Origin of the sequence: Rhizobium terrae (assembly GCF_003425685.1) — a bacterium.
In the GTDB taxonomy this organism is placed as follows: domain Bacteria; phylum Pseudomonadota; class Alphaproteobacteria; order Rhizobiales; family Rhizobiaceae; genus Neorhizobium; species Neorhizobium terrae.
Genome location: NZ_QJKM01000010.1, coordinates 74525 through 93639 on the forward strand (window position 1 = coordinate 74525; position 19115 = coordinate 93639).

The window sequence follows — 19115 nt, forward strand, 5'->3', positions numbered from 1 at the left end:
CCAGGCGTGCCTGTGCGGCATTGGAGGATGACGGGAACGCGCCATGCGGCGTCCGGGGGCTTTACCAAAACCCTGCCGCGTAGCGCAGGTGGAAGATCGTGGCGCCCGGCCAATCGTGACCCGACGAGGCATGGGCGGCCGGAGAGATGCCGGTTTGAGGACGAACGGTTCTTTTCGAAACGCCGTGCCATCCTCCCCACACCCCCGCCGTCGCAGAAGAACCGAAGTCGCGGATAAAAACCACCGAACGAGGCGCTGAGAGGTGTCACTTATTACCTAACTACGAGGCAGCTTTCAGCGCCCCGTCCGACCCTCGGGTTAAACCCGGGGGCATGGACAACGAAAGACCCCTTCGTCCTCCTCGGGAGGGCGAAGCGAAAACCGGGGATCGCCAAGGGAGGAGTGTGTCCGGTGAACGCGTGGAAGCCTCTATCCCTTGCCGGCCCGGACATGCAGGAAGATCGGCGCGACACGCGTATCGGCGACCACCGGCTCGGCACGCGCCACCTCGACCGACGCCATAGGTTCGCCGAAAGCCTGGATCGTCAGTCCCGCCTCGACGACCATCGAAACCCATGTGGTCAGCGTGCGATGGAAGCGCGGGATCGAAAACGGCGTCAGCTTCAACCGTTCCTCGGCCGGGATTTCCGAAAACAGCCAGCGTTCGATCCGTCCGTCGCTCTCGTCGAAATAATCGGAGATCTGCACGGCGACCGCCTCGCCCGTCTCGTCGCGGATGTTCTTGCGGGTCGGCGGCACGAAGCACGGATGCAGGATGGAGAACTGCAGGAAGCCGCCGGGTTTCAGGACACGATGAACCTCCTTCAGCACGCCGCGCTGGTCGGCCATGTCCATCATCGACATGAAGGCGGTGACGAAATCGAAACTCGCATCGGGAAAATCGATCGTCAGGCCGTCGCCGAGCACGTAATCGATGCCGAGCGGATCCTTGGCCTCGGTCTCGCCGGCAAAGCGCAGGAATGTCGGGGCGATGTCGAGGCCCGTCATCCGCGCCCCGAGCCGGGCGACGGCGCGGGTATTCGTCCCCTCGCCGCAGCCGAGATCGAGGCCTTTCAGCCCGGCAACCGGCGGCAGCATGGCGAGGAAGGCGGGCGTATTCAGCGCGTCCCGGTATTTGTCGTAACCGGCCCTCGAATAGATCGTCCAGGTCTCGGCATTGCCTTCCCAATGGGCGGCGACAGTCTTCGCGTCCATGTTCGTCCTCCGGCTCGTCGTGAATGGGCCGCGACCTATACCGGCGGAGAATGACAATGAAAAGACGGAAAACGCCCTTCGGGGCGGAACCTCCAAAGGGCGTCGATCCGGTCGCGCCGGACGATCGAAGGACGGGCGGCCTATTGCAGAGTGCGCGGCACCGGCTGGGCGCCGGCCGGCGTGCCGGGGGCGGCGACCGCATCGCCACCGTCGAGGCCGGTCGCCACCACCGAGACGCGGAACTTGCCATCGAGATTGCGGTCGAAGATGGCGCCGACGACGATATCGGCATCGTCCATCACCTCGTCGCGAATGCGGCTCGCCGCCTCGTCCACCTCGAACAGGGTCATGTCGGAACCGCCGGAAATCGAGATCAGAACGCCCTTGGCGCCCTTCATCGAGATGTCGTCGAGCAGCGGGTTGGCGATCGCGGCTTCCGCGGCCATCAGCGCGCGGCCATCGCCGGAGGCTTCGCCGGTGCCCATCATCGCCCGGCCCATGCCCTTCATCACCGATTTGACGTCGGCGAAATCAAGGTTGATGAGGCCTTCCTTGACGATCAGGTCGGTAATGCAGCCGACCCCGGCAAACAGCACCTTGTCGGCGGTCATGAAGGCGTCGGCGAAGGTCGTCTTGGCGTCGGCGATGCGGAAGAGGTTCTGGTTGGGGATGACGATGACCGTATCGGCGGCGCGGCGCAGTTCCTCGATGCCGGCGTCCGCCGTCTTCATGCGGCGATTGCCCTCGAAGGTGAATGGTTTGGTGACGACGCCCACCGTCAGGATGCCGGCATTGCGGGCCGCCTGGGCGATGATCGGGGCGGCGCCCGTTCCCGTGCCGCCGCCCATGCCGGCGGTGACGAAACACATGTGCGAGCCCGAAAGATGGTCCATGATCTCGTCGATCGATTCCTCCGCCGCAGCCCGGCCGATCTCCGGCAGCGAGCCGGCGCCGAGGCCCTCGGTCACATGCGCGCCGAGCTGGATGCGGCGCGAGGCCTTGGAGGTGGCCAGCACCTGCGCGTCCGTGTTGGCGGCGATGAAATCGACACCTTCCAGGTTTTCGGCAATCATGTTGTTGATCGCGTTGCCGCCGCCGCCGCCGACGCCGATCACGGTGATCTTCGGCCGCATTTCGGTGATCTGGTATTTCTTGCCGTCCGTCATCGTCGTCTCCTTGGCATCGGCTGCCGCCGTCGGGCAAGGCCAGCGGCCGCCCGAATCATTTTTATTTTAGCTAGGCAACAAGGCAGACGCTTGGCGAAAGAACAAGCTCCATGACGATGAAAGGCGGCCGGCTAAATTTTCCACAGGTTGCACGGAACCTTTTTGCCTCACAACTATTGTGGGGATTCGATCACAAAAGAGAGAGGAGCACTGCGTATCATGCCTACGACTGCTGCACGCGCGTCCGTCGCTTCGCCGGAGGAACATATCCTCACCGTCCAGGAGGCACTCGAACCGCTCTTCCTGGCGCTGGAAGAGGAAGCGGAAGTGAAGATGATCGCCGCCGCCGTCAAGGCCGGCTGGTCGGTCGCGGATGCCGTCGCCGCCATCGATGAACTGCGGCGCAACGAGCTTCTTCCCGGAAGGCTCACCCACTGATCCATGACAAAAAGTCGTTCGCCTGACCGGTCCACATGCCCTAAGTCTACCGCACTGCACAGGAGCGGAGACAGGAGACTATGACGATCAGGGATATCTGCATCTATGGCGCAGGCGCGCTCGGCGGCGCGTTTGCGGCGAAGATTGCCAACGGACTCGGCGAAGATGCGACGGTTTCGGTCGTGGCGCGCGGCGCGCATCTGGCGGCGATCCGCGAAAAGGGCCTCACCATCGTCACGCCGGGGCATGAAGCGCCGCTCGACGTGCAGGTGGCGGCGACCGGCGATCCTCGCGAACTGCCCGCGCAGGACCTCGTCATCACCGGCCTCAAGGGCCATCAGCTTGCCGATGCGGCCGAGGGCCTTGCCCGCCTGCTGAAGCCAAGCACGCGCGTCATCAACATCCTGAACGGCATTCCGTGGTGGTATTTCCACCGGGACCAGACGAGCGGCCACGCGGAACGGCAGCTTCCCGAACTCGATCCGCAAGGCAAGCTCTGGTCGCTCGTCGGTCCGCAACGGGTGATCGGCTGCGTCGCCTATCAGGGCGCGGAGGTCATCGAGCCCGGCACCGTGCAGCTCAACGGCGAGGGCCGCTTCCACCTCGGCGAACCTTCGGGCGAGATGTCGGCCGATCTCGCGGCAATTTCGGAACTGCTCGGCCGCGCCGATATCACCATCCTGCCGACCGATCGTATCCGTGATGCGATCTGGACCAAGCTGATGGGCAATGCGGCCTACAATCCGATCAGCGCGCTGACCCGCGCTCTCATGGACAACATGATGGAAAACCGTGCCGTCGCCGCCCAGGTGGCCAAGGTCATGGGGGAAACCAAGGCGGTCGGCGAGGCGCTCGGCGCCGTGTTCAAGGAGGACGTCGATGCCCAGATCAACCGTGCCGGCGGGTTCGGCCCGGTGCGGACCTCGATGCTGCAGGACCTATTGGCCGGCAAGGCGCTGGAGATCATCCCGCTCACCGGCATGGTGGTGACGCTCGGCAAACTGACCGGCGTGCCGACTCCGACCTGCGAAACCGTGCTGGCGCTCACGACCCAGCTCGACCGCGAGAACCTCAGAAAATGAATCATCAATCTCTAAATTAGAGTCCGAAAAACCAAACAAGCTCTTGAAATGAATGGGAGGCCACCCCTTCGATGGCGGCCTCCCTTCCCGGTGGATCGTCAATTCTTCACCTGTCCGGCCCAGTTCGGGGCATTGCTCCTGCCGTCGAGGAAGGGCAATACGGTCGTGACCAGAGCGGGGGCCGCAAAGGCCTCGTAATGCGTGAGGTCCGGCAGGATCGCCAGGCGGTTCCCGGCCATGTTCTCCCGCATCCATCCGGCATCCTTCAGACCACCGCCGAGCTTCTGATAGAATTCGACGATATGCTCGGGCCGGATCATGTCGCTGTCGCCGAAGACCAGCATGACCGGCATCTTCAGTTTGCCCACGGCGTCGGAAAAATCATAGTCGCGGCGCATCAAGTCGCCCATCGCGTCGAGCAGGCGTGGAAACTCGGAAACATCCGGCGCCACCGCCTTGTAGGAGAGGAACATCGGAGTGTCCTTCATCATGTCGGCAAGGCCGGCGCCGACCGCCTCCTGCTGCGGGATCATTTCCGGGAAGAAGCCGTTCCTGGCATAAGGCGCCGAGGCGATGACGAGCCGGCGCACCTTGCCCGGCGCCTGGGCCGCCATCTGCAACGCCACGCCGCCGCCCATCGAATAACCGAGCACGTCGACCTGGGCATAACCAAGTTCGGAGACGAGCTTGCCCATGTCCGCGCCCATGGCCTCGATCGAGATGGGCCGCTTGCCGAGCGGGGTCCGGCCGTGGCCCTGGAGATCAACCCCGATCACCTGGCGATGTTCGGTCAGCGCCGGCAGGATCGGCTGGAACATGTCGATCGAACCGAGGCCGCCATGCAGAAGCAGCAGGGGATCCCCCTTCCCGCGTATTTCGTAATAATAGCTGATGCCGCCGGCCTCGACACGTCCCTTCCTGACCGGTTCGGCTCCGGCGGACTGCGGCGCCACGGGCTTCGGCTCCTGCGCTTCGGCGATGGCGGGAATGACTGCTGCGGCAATGGCCGCAATGAAGGCTGTGACTATCCTGATCGACATGGGTCGCTCCCTCGTTCGGTTAATCGATGCCCCAAGGACGGAGGAGGCCAAGCGGAACCGACACCGGCGAAAACTCTTTTTCGAAAAAGCAAACCCCGCCGGAGGCCGGCGGGATGTCGAGTTAGGAGGTCAATATTATTATTGTACGGCGGCTGCAGGGGACGAAAGCCGCCTCATTGGCACGGTGCCATTTCGGCGCGCCGTGCTAGGCTTGAAGTTCCTGTAATTAACCCTTGGGCAACCCCTAGGTTCCACCATTCGTTAACGACGTGCCATTAAGATTGATGAACTTTTATGCTGGCATCAATGAGGCAGGGATGGCCGCTCCGAATTTCCGCTACACACATTACGATCTGAAACCCCAGCGGGCCGGGACGACGATCGAAGTGACGCTGAGCGCGGTCAATAACGTGCGCCTGATGACCGCTGCCAATTTCCAGCGTTTCACCGAATTGCTCGATTTCAAATATGTCGGCGGCATCGCAAAACGCTCGCCCATCCGGCTGGTCATCCCCGAAAACGGCCATTGGCACCTGATCGTCGACATGGAGGGCCATCACGGTCTGGCGGAATCCTCCGTCAAGCTGCTCGCCGCGCCCGGCAGCGGCATGGGCCATAAACAAGCCTCGTAAACCCCTGGCGTCATCACTCGGCGTTGCGTTCCTTGCGAAGCTTGGCCCACCAGTCGAGGCGCTTGCGGATCTCCCGTTCGAAACCGCGTTCCGGCGGATCGTAAAAGGTCTGGCGGCCCATCTTTTCGGGGAAATAGTCCTGGCCTGAAAACGCGTCGGGCTCGTCATGGTCGTAGCGGTAACCCTCGCCGTATCCCTCGCCCTTCATCAGCTTGGTCGGCGCATTGAGGATATGCTTCGGCGGCAGGAGCGAGCCGTTTTCCTTGGCCGCCCGCGTCGCCGCCTTGAACGCCGTATAGACCGCATTGGATTTCGGCGCGGTCGCCAGGTAGACGCAGGCCTGTGCGAAGGCCAGTTCGCCTTCGGGCGACCCCAGATAGTCGTAGGCGTCCTTGGCCGCGTTGCAGACGACCAGCGCCTGCGGATCGGCAAGGCCGATATCCTCGACCGCCATGCGCACCAGCCGCCGACCGAGATAGAGCGGATCCTCGCCGGCATCGAACATGCGGGCGAGATAATAGAGCGCCGCATCGGGATCGGAGCCGCGCACCGACTTGTGGAGCGCCGAGATGAGATTGTAGTGGCCGTCCTGCGCCTTGTCGTAGACCGGGGCACGGCGCTGGACGATGGCGGTGAGGCCTGCCGTATCGAAGACCTCCCCCTGCCGGGCCGCGCGCCAGACCTCCTCGGCCAATGTCAGGACCGCCCGGCCGTCGCCATCCGCCATCCGGATGAGGCTTGCCCGGGCATCCTCGTCGAGCGGCAGCGGCCTGGCCTCCGCCGCCTCGGCACGCTCCAGCAATTCGCCGAGGCTCTCCTCGTCATGGCTGCGAAAGGTCAGGACCCGGGCGCGCGACAGAAGAGCGGCATTGAGTTCGAAACTCGGGTTCTCGGTGGTCGCGCCGACCAGGATGACCGTGCCATCCTCCATGACCGGCAAAAAACTGTCCTGCTGGGCACGGTTGAAGCGGTGGATCTCATCGACGAAGAGAAGCGTCTGGCGGCCGTCCATGCGGCGCATGCGGGCGGCTTCGAAAACCTTCTTCAGGTCGGCGACCCCGGAAAAGATCGCCGAAATCTGTTCGAAGGCCAAACCCGCCTCGCCGGAGAGAAGCCGGGCAACCGTCGTCTTGCCGGTGCCGGGCGGCCCCCAGAAGATCATCGAGCCGAGCGAACCGGAGGCAATCATCCGCCTCAGCACCCCGTCCTCGCCGGTCAGATGCGGCTGGCCGGTGACTTCGGCGAGCGTTTTCGGCCGCAACCGATCCGCCAGCGGCCGCCGGTTGGCGACCTCATCTGGAACCTTCGGGGCGAAAAGATCACCGCTCATCGAAAGAACTGCCGGATCCGCTGCCCGTTGCGCTCGATTTCGACCCGCCAGAAGCCCGGATCGTCGTCCAGCATTCCCTCCAGCGCCTTGCTGGCTGTGACGGTCGTGCCATTCAGGGAAATGATGATATCCCGCGGCTCGAAACCGTATCGGGCCGCTGGCGAACCGCGGACGACGTCGGTCACCACCACGCCGGCCTTCTCCGCGGGAATGCGCAGTTCGGTCGCAAGCTTCGGCGAGAGATTGGCGACCCGCAGGCCCGCAAACGGGTTGCGGCCTTCCAGCAGCCGCTCGTCGCGCGGCGTGGTTTCCGGCGCGGTGTTGAGGGCAAGATTCACCTGCCGCTGGCCATCGTTCGTCTGCACCGTCAGCGCCGCCTGCTTGCCGAGACCGGCGGTCGTCAGGCGATAACCAAGCGCATCCGGATGTTCGACCGGAATGCCGTTGACGGCGGTCACCACTTCCCCGGGTTTCAGGCCCGCCCGGTCGGCCGGACCGCCTTCCACGACGCGTACAACGAGGGCGCCGCGGGCGGTCTTGAGCCCCAGCGCCTCGGCGACATCGGAATTGACCGCATCGAAGGTGGCGCCGACGAACGGACGTTCGAAGCTCTTCTTGCCCTCCGAAGCCGCGGCCAGGAAAACTTTCACGAGATTGGCGGGGATCGCGAAGCCGATGCCGTTGGAGCCGCCACCGCGGGAAAAGATCGCGGTGTTGATGCCGATCAGTTCGCCGTTCATGTTCATCAGCGCCCCTCCGGAATTGCCGGGATTGATCGAGGCATCCGTCTGGATGAAGAAGCCGAAATCGCCCGATGTGATCTGATTGCGGGCAAGCGCCGAGACGATGCCGCTCGTCACCGTCTGGCCGACGCCGAACGGGTTGCCGATGGCGAGCACCAGGTCGCCCACTTCGGTGCGGTCGGAATCGCCGATTGCAAGCACCGGAAAATGTTCCTTCGACTTGATGCGCAGGACCGCAAGATCGACGCTCTCATCCTTCAGCACCACGTCGCAGGGGAACTCGCGGCCATCGGCAAGCGCGATCTTGATGTCGTCGGCACCTTCGATGACGTGGTTGTTGGTCACCACGAGGCCTTCCGCCGAGAGGATGACGCCGGACCCCAGCGAGGATTGCTTCTCGGAGCGGTTCGGCATGCGCTGGCCGAAGAACTGCTCGAAGAACGGATCGCCGGCAAACGGATTGAGGCGCTGCACGACCCGCTCGGCATAGACGTTGACGACCGCGCCTGCCGTCTGCTTGACCAGCGGCGAGAAGGAGAGCTGCATTTCCTGGCGGCTCTGGGGCACCGCCCTCTGTTCCTGCGCGATCGCCGCAACCGGCATCAGCAATGAAAGGGTGAGAAGGCCGGTCGACACGCGCTTCAGCATGGTCAGCATTTGATTCCTCGTTCTAAGAAAATCCGGATCGAGTTTTAGCGCGGCAGGCTGGAAAAGAAAGGTGGCCGAATCACGGATAAGATGGCGGAAATCAGTCAGTTCCTCGCATTATATAGGAGATCACTTGAGAGGACGCCAATGGGCCTACTGACAAAGGCGAAACAATGGGCGAAAGCGCTGAAGCGGGACATCGTGGCGCTGTGGCTCGCCGCCCGCGATCGTCGCGTGCCGCTGCATGCCAAGCTCGTCGCCGGCGCGGTCGCGGCCTATGCCCTGTCGCCGGTCGATCTCATCCCGGACTTTATTCCGGTCCTCGGCTATCTCGACGATCTCGTCATCGTGCCGCTCGGCATCATGCTCGCGGTCAGGCTGGTGCCTGCGGCGCTGATGGGCGAGTTTCGCGAAAAGGCCTCGCGCCAAGCGGAACGTCCCGCCAGCCGGGGTGGCCTTGCCGTCATCCTTGCCATCTGGCTTTGCTGCCTCATCTTCGTTGTCTGGAGCCTTTGGAGAGCGATCCGATCCGGCTCCCTGTGAAGACACGAAGGAGTGCAGGCATGAGACCGATCCTCACCGCCACCGCCCTGACCGGGTTCCTCGCCGCCCTCGCCATCCCGGCCCTGCCCCGCACCGCCTGGCCTGCGAGCTTCGATTGCGACCGCGGCAACCTTGCGGCGGACGAGAAAGTCATCTGCGACACCCGTTCGCTCAACGATGCCGACGTGAAAATGGTGACGACCTTCGATATCCTGACCACCCTCGTCGCGATGGGCAATCGCGACAAGCTGCGCGACGAACAGAGCGCCTGGCTGAAAAAGCGCCAGACCTGCGGCGAAGACGTGGAATGCATCCGGGCTGCCTATGCGGAGCGGATGAAGCAGCTGGACGAGGCCTACAAGGATCTCGCACAGCCGCTTTAGGTCGAAATGTCATTTGACAACAAATTGTCATTTCGACAATATGTTGTCATGAAGCATGATAGAGCAGAACTTCTCACGAGCCTGAGCCTGACGATCTTTCGCACCAATGGCGCGCTGATCGCGGCGGGCGATGCGTTGACGGCTTCATTCGGCCTTTCCAGCGCCCGCTGGCAGGTGATGGGGGCAATCGCGCTGGCCGGCCATCCACTTACCGTCGCACAGATCGCCCGGAACATGGGCCTGACGCGCCAGGGGGTGCAACGGCTGATCGACGAACTGGAGCGCCAGGGCATCATCGGCTTTGAAGACAATCCGCATCACAAGCGGGCGAAACTCGTCCGCCTCACGGCACAAGGCGAAACGGCCTATGCCGGGATCATGCAGCAATGGAATGCGCTTGCCGCCAAACTGGCGGAGGGAATGGATGCCGAAAGACTGACGACCGCAATCGGCTGCCTGGAGCAGCTTGCCGCCGGGCTGGACGACAATCGCTTGCCCGACTGACCCAAGCCTTTAAAGGACGACATCGATGAGAACCCTTCACCCCGTCGCCGGGACACTGGCGCTGGCGATAACCCTCGTCTTCTGGATATCGACCGCTGCGAGCGAGATCTCCGGTAATCCGGACATGATCCGCGCCGTCAAACTGGCCATCCCCTGGGGACTGACGGTGCTCGTGCCGGCAATCGCCTTCACCGGCTTCAGCGGCTTTCGCCTCGGAGCGAAATGGAAACACCCCGCCGTCGGCGCCAAGAAGAGGCGCATGCCGTTCATCGCGCTCAACGGCCTGCTGATCCTTGTTCCCTGTGCGCTGGTTCTGCGGCAGTTGGCGCTGGCCGGCGAGTTCGGCATGATCTTCCACGCGGTGCAGGCGCTCGAATTCTGTGCCGGCGCGATCAACATTTCGCTTCTGGGGATGAGTTTTCGGGATGGGTTGCGGTTGAAGCGCAGGATTGGTGCGTGAGCAACTTTTGACGAGAAGAACCGCGAGAGTCTCCCCTGCGGCCTTTCAATATCCACCATCGGCAGACTATTTCGCATTCAGAGAACAACGACAGCCGCTGGTCAAAGAACCTCTACAACCGTCTCCCCGTTCTCCAAGGCATTCAGGATTTCAGGCAGCGCCTTCGAACCAATTCAGCAGATCGCGTCGGCGCGAATTTGGCAGGCGGACCCAAACGATCGAAGGACCGGATTCCGTCACTGCCCTGCGCTGAGCGAAATCTTCATCCTTGGTGACGACCGCCGCATTCAGAGCTGCTGCGGTATCCCATATCTGACGATCGGAAGCCGACTGCAAACCGCAGTCCATGACGTGCCGGGCTTCATGTCCCTGCTCGACAAGCCATATTGCAAGCGCCGGCGGCAGTTGGGCATCGATCAGGAAACGCATCAGGCAACGCGTAATACGACATGATCACTCTGGCGTGCGGCATATTCCAACGCTGCCTGGATGTCCGATGCCTCCAGCAATGGATAGTCTTCGAGAATTTCTTCCGGGGTCGCTCCGGAGGCCAACAGTTCCAAGATATCCTTCACCCGGATCCGCAGTCCGCGGATCACCGGACGCCCCGAACAGATATGCGGGTCAAAGGTAATGCGATATAGCTCAGACATCGTGCGTCCCTTCGGCAACTTATAGCCACAATAACACAAGTCGGCTTCAGGAGAACCCGCCGCCGCCTTTTGGCAAACAAGTCCGCAGGCCCTTATTCCGGCAGGATGCGCACGGCGCCCTTGTCGGCGCTGGCGGCGAAGGCGGCGTAGGCCTTGAGCGCCGTGGTGACATTGCGCTTGCGGGGAGCGGACGGCTTCCAGCCGGCGGCGTTCTGCTCTCTGCGGCGTTCGGCGAGTTCCGTTTCCGAAACCTTGAGGTTGATCGTGCGGTTCGGGATATCGATCTCGATCGTATCGCCTTCACGGACCAGACCGATCGTGCCGCCGTTGGCCGCTTCCGGCGAGCAATGGCCGATCGACAGGCCGGACGTGCCACCCGAGAAGCGCCCGTCGGTGATCAGCGCGCAGGCCTTTCCAAGGCCCTTCGATTTCAGATAGCTCGTCGGATAGAGCATTTCCTGCATGCCCGGACCGCCCTTGGGGCCTTCGTAGATGATGACCACGACATCACCGGCGACGATCTCGTTGGCGAGGATCGCCTTGACCGCCGCATCCTGGCTTTCGAAGACGCGGGCGGGGCCGGTGAACTTCAGGATCGAGTCATCGACGCCGGCCGTCTTCACGATGCAGCCGTCAATCGCGATATTGCCCTTCAGGACCGCGAGGCCGCCGTCCTTCGAGAACGGATGTTCGACGGAGCGGATGACGCCGCCAACACGGTCGGTGTCGAGATCGTCCCAACGGGCTTCCTGGGAGAACGCCACCTGGGTCGGGATGCCGCCTGGAGCAGCCTTGAAGAAGTTGCGGACCGTCTCGCTGTTGGTACGGGTGATGTCCCAGCGGTCGATGGCGTCGCCCAGCGTTTCGGCGTGAACGGTGTAGCAATCGCGGTTCAGGAGGCCGCCCTTGTCCAGCTCGCCGAGGATCGACATGATGCCGCCGGCGCGATGGACGTCTTCCATGTGCACGTCGGCCTTGGCGGGCGCCACCTTCGAGAGGCACGGCACCTTGCGCGACAGGCGGTCGATATCGTCCATGGTGAAGTCGATGTCGCCTTCATAGGCGGCTGCAAGGATGTGCAGCACCGTGTTGGTCGAGCCGCCCATGGCGATGTCGAGCGACATGGCGTTCTCGAAGGCCTGCTTGGTGGCGATCGAACGCGGCAGGACATTATAATCTTCCTGCTCGTAATGACGGCGGGCGAGATCGACGATCAGGTGGCCGGCCTCGACGAACAGGCGCTTGCGGTCCGCATGGGTGGCGAGCGTCGAGCCGTTGCCGGGCAACGACAGGCCGAGCGCTTCGGTGAGGCAGTTCATCGAGTTGGCCGTGAACATGCCGGAGCACGAACCACAGGTCGGACAGGCCGAACGCTCGATGACCTTGACGTCCTCGTCGGAGACCTTGTCGTCGGCAGCGGCGACCATCGCATCGATCAGGTCGAGCGCATGGGTCTTGCCCTTCAGCACGACCTTGCCGGCTTCCATCGGGCCGCCGGAGACGAAAACGGCCGGAATGTTGAGGCGCATCGCGGCATTCAGCATGCCGGGGGTGATCTTGTCGCAGTTGGAGATGCAGACCATGGCGTCGGCGCAATGGGCGTTGACCATGTACTCGACCGAGTCCGCGATAATTTCGCGCGACGGCAGCGAATAGAGCATGCCGTCATGGCCCATGGCGATGCCGTCGTCGACGGCGATGGTGTTGAACTCCTTGGCGACGCCGCCGGCGGCCTCGATCTCGCGGGCGACCAGCTGGCCGAGATCCTTGAGGTGCACGTGGCCGGGTACGAACTGGGTGAAGGAATTGACCACCGCGATGATCGGCTTGCCGAAATCGCTGTCCTTCATGCCGGTCGCGCGCCAGAGCCCGCGTGCACCCGCCATGTTGCGGCCATGGGTCGTGGTTCTGGAACGGTAAGCGGGCATGGTGTCGTCCTCGATCTCTTGTTCGGGCCTCGCGCAGTCTAGTCCTTTCCAGGACCATGCGCAAAAACCACCGGTTTTGCGGCTTTCCTAGCCCAAACGGCAAAACGTGTCACTATCACGACAGGCCAAAGCGGTACGGTTGCCAGCCCCCGAACTCGTCACCGCCGCAGTTCGTCGGGATTTATCCCGAAATGGTCAAGGATCATCCGGACGTTGCGGCGATGCGACTTGAAGAACAGGTCGAAGACGTCGCCGGCGAGCGGCACGCTGCCGAGGATGGAGTCCGCAGCAATGTTGCCGAGCATCTGTACGAGCTTCGCCGGCGGCAGGCCGAGGCGGCGGGCTTCGTTGACGATATAGAGACCAACCAAAGCGCCGCCGGCGTCACCAATGACGGGAATGAGACCGAAGACGGAGTCGGCGCCGAAGCGGATACGGGTGCCGGGAATGCCGATTGCCGTGTCCATCAGCCGCGCGATGCCGGATAGACGGCGCAGGCGGCGCAATCTCTCGGCACGATCCGTGAAAGCGCCTGCCGATCCGACGTTCCAGGCATTGTCCGTCATCCATAACCTCCTTGGCGCGAATGTCTCGAGCATGGAAAATGAGGCAGGCAGGCCAGCGGTTCCCTCGCCGGTTTATTCCATCAAAGGATTGCACGAATTTTTCACGCAAACGTGGGCTCCGCAACAATTTCCAAAGCTGTGAAACCTTTTGGTTTGGCGGTACGTATGGAGGAGAAAAGGCAGTATCTGCCCAGAGGAGATTCATCATGCCCGCCTATCGTCCGCCGCATATTCCAGCCTCCGAGATCACCCCTCGGGACATCTACCTATCGCGCCGGCATTTCATGGGAGCAGCCGCTGCCGCCGGTCTGGCCATGACAGGTGTGGGCGAGGCCTTCGCCGCGCCGCTGGCGTCGAGCCCCAGCATCTATAAGCTCGACGAGAAGCTGACGCCGAAGGAAGCGGTGACCACCTACAACAATTTCTACGAATTCGGGGTCAACAAGGAAGACCCGGCCGCCAATTCCGGCGACTTCAAACCGACGCCTTGGTCGGTGAAGGTCGAGGGCATGGTGGGCAAAGCCGCAGAATTCGGGCTCGAGGAACTGCTCAAACTGCCGCTCGAGGACCGAACCTACCGGATGCGCTGCGTCGAGGGCTGGTCGATGGTGATCCCGTGGATCGGCTTCCCGCTTTCGGCACTCCTCGACAAGGTCGATCCGCTCGGCAGCGCCAAGTACGTCGCCTTCGAAACCGTGGTGCGGCCGGAGGAGATGCCCGGCCAGAAGGGTTTCTTCCAGCCGCTGCCCTGGCCCTATATCGAAGGGCTTCGCCTCGACGAAGCGCGACATCCGCTGACCATTCTGGCGGTCGGGCTTTATGGCGAGACGCTGCCCAACGCCAACGGCGCGCCGATCCGGCTCGTGGTGCCGTGGAAATACGGGTTCAAGAGCATCAAGTCGATCGTCAGGATCTCGCTCGTCGAGAAGCAGCCGGAGACGACCTGGAAAAACGCCAATGCCCGGGAATACGGCTTTTATTCCAACGTCAATCCGGCCGTCGACCATCCGCGCTGGAGCCAGGCGACGGAACAGCGGATCGGCGAAGGCGGCTTCTTCGGCTCCAACCGCCGTCCAACATTGCCCTTCAACGGTTACGCGGACCAGGTGGCGAGCCTCTATGACGGCCTCGACCTGAAAGCGAACTACTGATGCTTTCCATCCCCGCCCTGCCAACCCTTCCCCGGCGCTACCACAGGGCCAGCGTCTGGGCGCTTTATGCGATCGGGCTCTGCCCGGCGGTCTGGTATTTCTATCTCGGACTGACCGGAGGACTCGGCTTCAATCCGGTCAAGGAATTCGAACACGCGCTCGGCATCTGGGCGCTGCGCTTCGTCATCGCCACATTGGCGATCACGCCGCTGCGCGATCTGGCCGGCATCAACTGGATGCGTTACCGCCGGGCGCTCGGGCTGCTCACCTTCTATTACGTGCTGATCCATTTCGCGGTCTATGTCTCGCTCGACCTGCGGTTCAATTTCGGCGCAGTCTGGGGCGATATCGCCAAGCGTCCCTATATCACCATCGGTTTTGCCTGTCTGTTGCTCCTGATCCCGCTGGCGGCGACGTCCAACAACTGGTCGATCCGCAAGCTCGCCCAGGCCTGGAACCGGCTGCACAAGCTGATCTACGTGATTGCAGTCGGCGGGGCGATCCACTATGTGCTCGCCGTCAAGTCGGTGACGCTGGTGCCGTTCGTCCATGTGGCGCTGATCGTGCTGCTCGTCACCTATCGGGCGGTCAGGCGGCCTATTCTGGATTGGAAGCGCGGTAAGCGTTCGGAAGCTAGGCCCGCACGGTCGCAGGCGTGATCATCATCGGCGGACGGCAATCACAAGGCGCTCCGCGAGGACCGCAGCAGCAATGCCAACGAAAGCAATAATATTCCAGGGGGAGAATATCCGTCCGAGAAATAATGCGCCCGGCGTCGTCAAACGGAATTCATCCAGCCAAGGCGTATGGTAGAGGCGGAGGAGCTCGACCCCGATCGCAATAACGAACGCACCGGCAGGATCAATCCGCGCCTCGATCGGCCCAGCAGCGAGGCAAACAGCAGATAGACCATCGCGCCCCAGAGGACCGAGCCGCCGTATTTTACGACAGGAAACGACAGGCCGAGATCGTAGCCGAACCGCCGTAGCGTGAGGCCGGCCGCTCTCACCAAGGCTGCGGCTATCACTCGGCCGACAATAAGCGATCTCGTCGCATCATCCGAGAGCACTACCGCAGGAGATACTCCCTGAGCAGGACACGGGCGCGGTGAAGCCGTGCTTTTACCGCCTGGCGCGAGAGGCCGGTCGAACGGGAAATCTCGTCTATCGTCATTTCTCGGAAATCGCGCAGCACCGCGATCTCTCTTAGCTGTGCCGGCAGCGCCTCGAAAGCTGCAGCGAGGTCGAGGCGTAGATCCGTTTCGGGCCTATCTTGGAGGAGGTCGTCACTCTCCAGCTCGATCGTCGTGACAAGACCCGCCCGACGCACCAGACGCAGACATTCCCGCCGGACGACGCTGAACAACCACGCAGGTAACGCGGCCAGCGCACGGATGGTCCCAACATGGCGAAACAGCAGCCAGAGCGCTTCCTGTGCCGCATCTTCCGCATCCGCGGCAGTACGGCAGGCCGTCCTCGCATATCGCCGGATATCCGGTTGGGCCTGCTCCAGCACATTGAGCAGCGCCTGCCGATCGCCAAGCTGGGCCGCTTCGAACAATTCGGTGGATACTGCTCGGCTAGTCATGACGTTTTCCGGAGACCAATCCCGCGACTGTGCATATCGGGCAATAACCGACAATGCCGGTCAGCGCGAAAACCGCCCCACCCGCGCAGATCGCCCACGCGGCCAATCCCTGGAAATAAGCGAAACTTGCGACGCATGTGGCAAGCCCACGCCAATCCGCAGCACCTGCTGCACCGATCCGATATTCTTGCGGTAGAACATGTCCAATCCTCCTTATCCGGTCAAAGGCTCATTGCCTTCACAGATAAGAGGCCGCCCTTTCGCAAAAGGATTCACCGGGCGAAAGATTCTTTGGCTAGCCGCTTCGTTCAGTGACCGCCGAAACACAAAAAAGCCGGGCATTTCCACCCGGCTTCTTCAAATCCGCAATGCGGATCAATCAAGCGGCTTCGGCAGCTTCGGCTTCGGCGGCGACACGGGCCTTGTCGGCAGCGCCCTTGGCGTCGACATCGCGCTCGACGAACTCAATGACGGCCATGGCAGCGTTATCGCCATGGCGGAAACCGGCCTTCATGATACGCAGGTAACCGCCGTTGCGGTTTGCGTAACGCGAAGCGATCGAGTCGAACAGCTTGCGGACGGCGTCCTGGTCCTGGATCTGCGAGATCGCCTGACGACGAGCGTGCAGGTCGCCGCGCTTGCCGAGCGTGACGAGCTTCTCGACGATCGGACGGATTTCCTTCGCCTTCGGCAGCGTGGTTACGATCTGCTCATGGGTAATGAGCGAAGCAGCCATGTTGGCGAACATCGCCTTGCGGTGGCTTGCGGTGCGGTTGAGCTTGCGGCCGGCTTTCTGGTGGCGCATCTCTGTTCTCCTTTACTTGCAGGCATCCGCCTGCAGTCTAAATTGGCTGTCGCATTTCCGGATGGCGAAGCGGTGACACTTCGCCTGGAAATGCTGCGGTGGTTAATACTGGTCTTCGTATCGCTTGGCGAGATCTTCGATGTTTTCCGGCGGCCAGGCGGGAACTTCCATGCCCAGATGGAGGCCCATGGATGCCAGAACTTCCTTGATCTCGTTCAGCGACTTGCGACCGAAATTCGGAGTGCGCAGCATTTCCGCCTCGGTCTTCTGGATGAGATCGCCGATGTAGACGATGTTGTCGTTCTTCAGGCAGTTGGCCGAACGGACCGAAAGTTCCAGTTCGTCCACCTTCTTGAGAAGCGCCGGGTTGAACGCGAGTTCGGTAACCGATTCTTCTTCGACGTCCTTCTGCGGCTCGTCGAAGTTGACGAAGACCGAGAGCTGGTCCTGAAGGATACGAGCGGCGAAGGCTACGGCGTCTTCACCCGTGACCGAGCCATCGGTCTCGATGGTCATGGTCAGCTTGTCGTAGTCGAGAACCTGGCCTTCGCGGGTGTTTTCCACCTTGTAGGACACTTTCTTGACCGGCGAATAGAGGCTGTCGACCGGGATGAGACCGATCGGAGCGTCTTCGGCACGGTTACGCTCGGCCGGAACATAGCCCTTGCCGTTGTTGACCGTGAATTCCATGCGGATCTCGGCGCCCTCGTCGAGGGTGCAGATCACGTGGTCGGGGTTGAGGATCTCGATATCGCCGACCGTCTGGATGTCACCGGCGGTGACCGAGCCCGGACCCTGCTTGCGCACGACCATGCGCTTTGCATCGTCGCCATCCATCTTGATGGCGATTTCCTTGATGTTGAGCACGATGTCGGTCACATCTTCCCGGACGCCGGGGATGGACGAGAATTCATGCAATACGCCGTCGATCTGCACGGCGGTGACAGCCGCGCCTCGCAGAGACGACAGAAGCACGCGACGAAGCGCGTTGCCGAGCGTCAGGCCGAAGCCGCGCTCGAGAGGTTCGGCAACAAGCGTTACCTTGGTACGGCCGGAGGAGGAGAATTCCACCTTGTTCGGCTTGATCAGTTCCTGCCAGTTCTTCTGGATCATGACTAACTACCTTCCGTTCGTTGCCACCATCCAATCGTGGCAACCGAGCATGAGGAACACCGAGCGGAACACCATCCTTCATCGAACGATGATGTTCATCGGCTATATGGGTAAAGCCGCCGAACCTCCGGCGGAGGATCAGGCGGCTATGCCCCGGTTCAATAGAGAAACCGCCCACTTCTTCACGTGAAGCTAGCGGCCCCTGCAGATCCGACGATCAGACGCGGCGCTTCTTGCGCGGACGGCAGCCGTTGTGCGGGATCGGGGTCACGTCGCGGATCGACGTGATCATGAAGCCTGCAGCCTGCAGAGCGCGCAGAGCCGATTCACGGCCGGAACCCGGACCGCAGACTTCGACTTCCAGCGACTTCATGCCATGCTCCTGAGCCTTCTTGGCGCAGTCTTCAGCAGCGATCTGGGCCGCGAACGGGGTCGACTTGCGCGAACCCTTGAAGCCCTTCGCACCGGCGGACGACCAGGCAATCGCATTACCCTGCGCGTCGGTGATGGTGATCATCGTGTTGTTGAAGGTAGAATTGACGTGGGCGACGCCCGACGTGATGTTTTTGCGCTCGCGGCGGCGAACGCGGGTGGCTTCCTTGGCCATATTATCCCTTTCGTTGATCTCTGCACCGCCGTAATTCCAGCGGCTCCACCTGAAGAAGCCAATAGCGAATAGTTGGTAGCGAATAGAAGAAACATCTATTCGCTATTCGCTACTCCCTATTCGCCCCTCAAATTACTTCTTCTTACCGGCGATCGCCTTGGCCGGACCCTTGCGGGTGCGGGCGTTGGTGTGCGTGCGCTGACCGCGGACCGGCAGGCCGCGGCGATGACGCAGGCCGCGGTAGCAGCCAAGGTCCATCAGGCGCTTGATGTTCATCGCGGTTTCGCGACGAAGATCACCTTCGACCTGATAGTCGCGGTCGATGGTTTCGCGGATCTGCAGGATTTCCGAGTCCGTCAGCTGATGGACGCGCTTCTCAGCCGGAAGACCGACCTTCTCCATGATTTCCTGTGCGAATTTCGGGCCGATCCCGTGAATGTAGGTCAGCGCGATGACAACGCGCTTCGCAGTCGGGATGTTGACGCCAGCGATACGTGCCACGCCTATTCTCCTTCGTTCCA

The 19115-nt window shown here is 62.2% G+C and carries 25 protein-coding genes and 1 pseudogene; 9 read left to right on the forward strand and 17 right to left on the reverse strand.

All coding sequences use genetic code 11. The features are described 5' to 3' along the window. Nucleotides 1–429: 429 nt before the first annotated feature. The gene (locus tag DMO26_RS19360; protein WP_117193826.1) at nt 430–1215 is read right to left on the reverse strand and encodes a class I SAM-dependent methyltransferase; all 786 of its coding nucleotides are present in this window, start codon (nt 1213–1215) and stop codon (nt 430–432) included. A 140-nt stretch (nt 1216–1355) separates the two neighbouring features. Continuing rightward, nucleotides 1356–2381 (reverse strand): cell division protein FtsZ, encoded by a 1026-nt coding sequence (gene ftsZ, locus DMO26_RS19365; RefSeq protein ID WP_117193827.1) that lies wholly within the window; start codon nt 2379–2381, stop codon nt 1356–1358. A 219-nt stretch (nt 2382–2600) separates the two neighbouring features. Between ftsZ and DMO26_RS19370 the strand changes: the two genes are divergently transcribed. Together DMO26_RS19370 and DMO26_RS19375 are read left to right on the forward strand one after the other, a co-directional pair. After that, a complete protein-coding gene (locus DMO26_RS19370) occupies nt 2601–2819 on the forward strand; it encodes a hypothetical protein (protein ID WP_117193828.1) in 219 nt (72 codons plus the stop codon). Nucleotides 2820–2899: 80 nt separating this feature from the next. After that, nucleotides 2900–3901: a ketopantoate reductase family protein gene (locus DMO26_RS19375; RefSeq protein WP_117193829.1), complete on the forward strand. Its 1002-nt coding sequence runs from the start codon at nt 2900–2902 to the stop codon at nt 3899–3901. Nucleotides 3902–3999: 98 nt separating this feature from the next. Here the strand turns inward: DMO26_RS19375 and DMO26_RS19380 are convergent, their stop codons facing one another. Next, complete coding sequence (locus tag DMO26_RS19380) at nt 4000–4941, reverse strand: alpha/beta fold hydrolase (protein ID WP_117193830.1); 942 nt, start codon at nt 4939–4941, stop codon at nt 4000–4002. Nucleotides 4942–5258: 317 nt separating this feature from the next. On the opposite strand from DMO26_RS19380, the gene DMO26_RS19385 reads away from it, so the two are divergent. Continuing rightward, a complete protein-coding gene (locus DMO26_RS19385) occupies nt 5259–5573 on the forward strand; it encodes a DUF1883 domain-containing protein (RefSeq protein ID WP_117193831.1) in 315 nt (104 codons plus the stop codon). A 13-nt stretch (nt 5574–5586) separates the two neighbouring features. On the opposite strand, the gene DMO26_RS19390 is transcribed toward DMO26_RS19385, so the two are convergent. Continuing rightward, complete coding sequence (locus DMO26_RS19390) at nt 5587–6903, reverse strand: replication-associated recombination protein A (RefSeq protein ID WP_117193832.1); 1317 nt, start codon at nt 6901–6903, stop codon at nt 5587–5589. Next, nucleotides 6900–8303: a DegQ family serine endoprotease gene (locus tag DMO26_RS19395; RefSeq protein ID WP_117193833.1), complete on the reverse strand. Its 1404-nt coding sequence runs from the start codon at nt 8301–8303 to the stop codon at nt 6900–6902. Before DMO26_RS19395 ends, DMO26_RS19390 begins: the two co-directional genes overlap by 4 nt. 138 nt (nt 8304–8441) lie before the next feature. Here DMO26_RS19395 and DMO26_RS19400 point away from each other — a divergent pair, with 138 nt between their 5' ends. From DMO26_RS19400 to DMO26_RS19415, 4 genes are read left to right on the forward strand one after another with little or no spacing between them, the layout of a single operon-like run. Then, nucleotides 8442–8837, forward strand: a complete 396-nt coding sequence (locus DMO26_RS19400) for a YkvA family protein (protein ID WP_117193834.1) — start codon at nt 8442–8444, stop codon at nt 8835–8837. Between the two features lie 20 nt (nt 8838–8857). Continuing rightward, on the forward strand, nt 8858–9220 hold the full coding sequence (locus DMO26_RS19405) for a lysozyme inhibitor LprI family protein (RefSeq protein ID WP_117193835.1): 363 nt from the start codon (nt 8858–8860) through the stop codon (nt 9218–9220). Between the two features lie 48 nt (nt 9221–9268). Beyond that, nucleotides 9269–9724 carry a MarR family winged helix-turn-helix transcriptional regulator gene (locus DMO26_RS19410; protein ID WP_117193836.1) on the forward strand — a complete coding sequence of 152 codons (456 nt, stop codon included), beginning with the start codon at nt 9269–9271 and terminating at the stop codon, nt 9722–9724. Between the two features lie 25 nt (nt 9725–9749). Beyond that, complete coding sequence (locus DMO26_RS19415) at nt 9750–10184, forward strand: hypothetical protein (protein WP_117193837.1); 435 nt, start codon at nt 9750–9752, stop codon at nt 10182–10184. 150 nt (nt 10185–10334) lie between these two features. On the opposite strand, the gene DMO26_RS19420 is transcribed toward DMO26_RS19415, so the two are convergent. The 4 genes from DMO26_RS19420 to DMO26_RS19435 form a co-directional block, all read right to left on the reverse strand. Then, nucleotides 10335–10613, reverse strand: a complete 279-nt coding sequence (locus DMO26_RS19420; RefSeq protein WP_205421243.1) for a DUF5615 family PIN-like protein — start codon at nt 10611–10613, stop codon at nt 10335–10337. Continuing rightward, nucleotides 10613–10837 (reverse strand): DUF433 domain-containing protein, encoded by a 225-nt coding sequence (locus DMO26_RS19425; protein ID WP_117193838.1) that lies wholly within the window; start codon nt 10835–10837, stop codon nt 10613–10615. The genes DMO26_RS19420 and DMO26_RS19425 overlap by 1 nt, the downstream gene beginning before the upstream one ends. A gap of 92 nt (nt 10838–10929) precedes the next feature. Continuing rightward, nucleotides 10930–12765, reverse strand: coding sequence for a dihydroxy-acid dehydratase (gene ilvD, locus DMO26_RS19430; protein ID WP_117193839.1), 1836 nt, complete (start codon nt 12763–12765; stop codon nt 10930–10932). 158 nt (nt 12766–12923) lie between these two features. After that, entirely contained in the window at nt 12924–13331 is a 408-nt protein-coding gene (locus DMO26_RS19435; RefSeq protein WP_117193840.1) for a DUF4112 domain-containing protein, read from the reverse strand. Between the two features lie 206 nt (nt 13332–13537). On the opposite strand from DMO26_RS19435, the gene msrP reads away from it, so the two are divergent. Both msrP and msrQ read left to right on the forward strand, forming a co-directional pair. Then, entirely contained in the window at nt 13538–14482 is a 945-nt protein-coding gene (gene msrP, locus DMO26_RS19440; RefSeq protein WP_117193841.1) for a protein-methionine-sulfoxide reductase catalytic subunit MsrP, read from the forward strand. A gap of 8 nt (nt 14483–14490) precedes the next feature. Next, nucleotides 14491–15141, forward strand: coding sequence for a protein-methionine-sulfoxide reductase heme-binding subunit MsrQ (gene msrQ, locus DMO26_RS19445; RefSeq protein WP_117194008.1), 651 nt, complete (start codon nt 14491–14493; stop codon nt 15139–15141). Nucleotides 15142–15144: 3 nt separating this feature from the next. On the opposite strand, the pseudogene DMO26_RS34185 reads toward msrQ, so the two are convergent. The 8 genes and pseudogenes from DMO26_RS34185 to rpsM all read right to left on the reverse strand — a co-directional run bounded on the left by DMO26_RS34185 (nt 15145) and on the right by rpsM (nt 19095). Next, a pseudogene (locus tag DMO26_RS34185) lies at nt 15145–15521 on the reverse strand (ribosomal maturation YjgA family protein). A 29-nt stretch (nt 15522–15550) separates the two neighbouring features. After that, the gene (locus DMO26_RS19455) at nt 15551–16069 is read right to left on the reverse strand and encodes an RNA polymerase sigma factor (protein WP_117193842.1); all 519 of its coding nucleotides are present in this window, start codon (nt 16067–16069) and stop codon (nt 15551–15553) included. After that, complete coding sequence (locus tag DMO26_RS35105; RefSeq protein WP_404947070.1) at nt 16062–16175, reverse strand: YgaP-like transmembrane domain; 114 nt, start codon at nt 16173–16175, stop codon at nt 16062–16064. Before DMO26_RS35105 ends, DMO26_RS19455 begins: the two co-directional genes overlap by 8 nt. Next, nucleotides 16130–16270 (reverse strand): hypothetical protein, encoded by a 141-nt coding sequence (locus DMO26_RS19460; protein WP_319025406.1) that lies wholly within the window; start codon nt 16268–16270, stop codon nt 16130–16132. The genes DMO26_RS35105 and DMO26_RS19460 overlap by 46 nt, the downstream gene beginning before the upstream one ends. A 178-nt stretch (nt 16271–16448) precedes the next feature. Continuing rightward, a complete protein-coding gene (rplQ, locus tag DMO26_RS19465; RefSeq protein ID WP_117193843.1) occupies nt 16449–16874 on the reverse strand; it encodes a 50S ribosomal protein L17 in 426 nt (141 codons plus the stop codon). Between the two features lie 102 nt (nt 16875–16976). Beyond that, nucleotides 16977–17987 carry a DNA-directed RNA polymerase subunit alpha gene (locus tag DMO26_RS19470; RefSeq protein ID WP_117193844.1) on the reverse strand — a complete coding sequence of 337 codons (1011 nt, stop codon included), beginning with the start codon at nt 17985–17987 and terminating at the stop codon, nt 16977–16979. A 217-nt stretch (nt 17988–18204) separates the two neighbouring features. Further along, nucleotides 18205–18594 carry a 30S ribosomal protein S11 gene (gene rpsK / locus DMO26_RS19480; protein WP_007766864.1) on the reverse strand — a complete coding sequence of 130 codons (390 nt, stop codon included), beginning with the start codon at nt 18592–18594 and terminating at the stop codon, nt 18205–18207. A 132-nt stretch (nt 18595–18726) separates the two neighbouring features. Beyond that, nucleotides 18727–19095 carry a 30S ribosomal protein S13 gene (gene rpsM, locus DMO26_RS19485; RefSeq protein ID WP_084367386.1) on the reverse strand — a complete coding sequence of 123 codons (369 nt, stop codon included), beginning with the start codon at nt 19093–19095 and terminating at the stop codon, nt 18727–18729. Nucleotides 19096–19115: the final 20 nt, after the last annotated feature.

What these genes read in the sequence shown, in the direction of transcription:
- DMO26_RS19360 (WP_117193826.1), bottom strand. Translation starts at nt 1,215, where the DNA reads ATGGACGCGAAGACTGTCGCCGCCCATTGGGAAGGCAATGCCGAGACC.
- ftsZ (WP_117193827.1), bottom strand. Translation starts at nt 2,381, where the DNA reads ATGACGGACGGCAAGAAATACCAGATCACCGAAATGCGGCCGAAGATC.
- DMO26_RS19370 (WP_117193828.1), top strand. Translation starts at nt 2,601, where the DNA reads ATGCCTACGACTGCTGCACGCGCGTCCGTCGCTTCGCCGGAGGAACAT.
- DMO26_RS19375 (WP_117193829.1), top strand. Translation starts at nt 2,900, where the DNA reads ATGACGATCAGGGATATCTGCATCTATGGCGCAGGCGCGCTCGGCGGC.
- DMO26_RS19380 (WP_117193830.1), bottom strand. Translation starts at nt 4,941, where the DNA reads ATGTCGATCAGGATAGTCACAGCCTTCATTGCGGCCATTGCCGCAGCA.
- DMO26_RS19385 (WP_117193831.1), top strand. Translation starts at nt 5,259, where the DNA reads ATGGCCGCTCCGAATTTCCGCTACACACATTACGATCTGAAACCCCAG.
- DMO26_RS19390 (WP_117193832.1), bottom strand. Translation starts at nt 6,903, where the DNA reads ATGAGCGGTGATCTTTTCGCCCCGAAGGTTCCAGATGAGGTCGCCAAC.
- DMO26_RS19395 (WP_117193833.1), bottom strand. Translation starts at nt 8,303, where the DNA reads ATGCTGACCATGCTGAAGCGCGTGTCGACCGGCCTTCTCACCCTTTCA.
- DMO26_RS19400 (WP_117193834.1), top strand. Translation starts at nt 8,442, where the DNA reads ATGGGCCTACTGACAAAGGCGAAACAATGGGCGAAAGCGCTGAAGCGG.
- DMO26_RS19405 (WP_117193835.1), top strand. Translation starts at nt 8,858, where the DNA reads ATGAGACCGATCCTCACCGCCACCGCCCTGACCGGGTTCCTCGCCGCC.
- DMO26_RS19410 (WP_117193836.1), top strand. Translation starts at nt 9,269, where the DNA reads ATGAAGCATGATAGAGCAGAACTTCTCACGAGCCTGAGCCTGACGATC.
- DMO26_RS19415 (WP_117193837.1), top strand. Translation starts at nt 9,750, where the DNA reads ATGAGAACCCTTCACCCCGTCGCCGGGACACTGGCGCTGGCGATAACC.
- DMO26_RS19420 (WP_205421243.1), bottom strand. Translation starts at nt 10,613, where the DNA reads ATGCGTTTCCTGATCGATGCCCAACTGCCGCCGGCGCTTGCAATATGG.
- DMO26_RS19425 (WP_117193838.1), bottom strand. Translation starts at nt 10,837, where the DNA reads ATGTCTGAGCTATATCGCATTACCTTTGACCCGCATATCTGTTCGGGG.
- ilvD (WP_117193839.1), bottom strand. Translation starts at nt 12,765, where the DNA reads ATGCCCGCTTACCGTTCCAGAACCACGACCCATGGCCGCAACATGGCG.
- DMO26_RS19435 (WP_117193840.1), bottom strand. Translation starts at nt 13,331, where the DNA reads ATGACGGACAATGCCTGGAACGTCGGATCGGCAGGCGCTTTCACGGAT.
- msrP (WP_117193841.1), top strand. Translation starts at nt 13,538, where the DNA reads ATGCCCGCCTATCGTCCGCCGCATATTCCAGCCTCCGAGATCACCCCT.
- DMO26_RS19455 (WP_117193842.1), bottom strand. Translation starts at nt 16,069, where the DNA reads ATGACTAGCCGAGCAGTATCCACCGAATTGTTCGAAGCGGCCCAGCTT.
- DMO26_RS19460 (WP_319025406.1), bottom strand. Translation starts at nt 16,270, where the DNA reads ATGTTCTACCGCAAGAATATCGGATCGGTGCAGCAGGTGCTGCGGATT.
- rplQ (WP_117193843.1), bottom strand. Translation starts at nt 16,874, where the DNA reads ATGCGCCACCAGAAAGCCGGCCGCAAGCTCAACCGCACCGCAAGCCAC.
- DMO26_RS19470 (WP_117193844.1), bottom strand. Translation starts at nt 17,987, where the DNA reads ATGATCCAGAAGAACTGGCAGGAACTGATCAAGCCGAACAAGGTGGAA.
- rpsK (WP_007766864.1), bottom strand. Translation starts at nt 18,594, where the DNA reads ATGGCCAAGGAAGCCACCCGCGTTCGCCGCCGCGAGCGCAAAAACATC.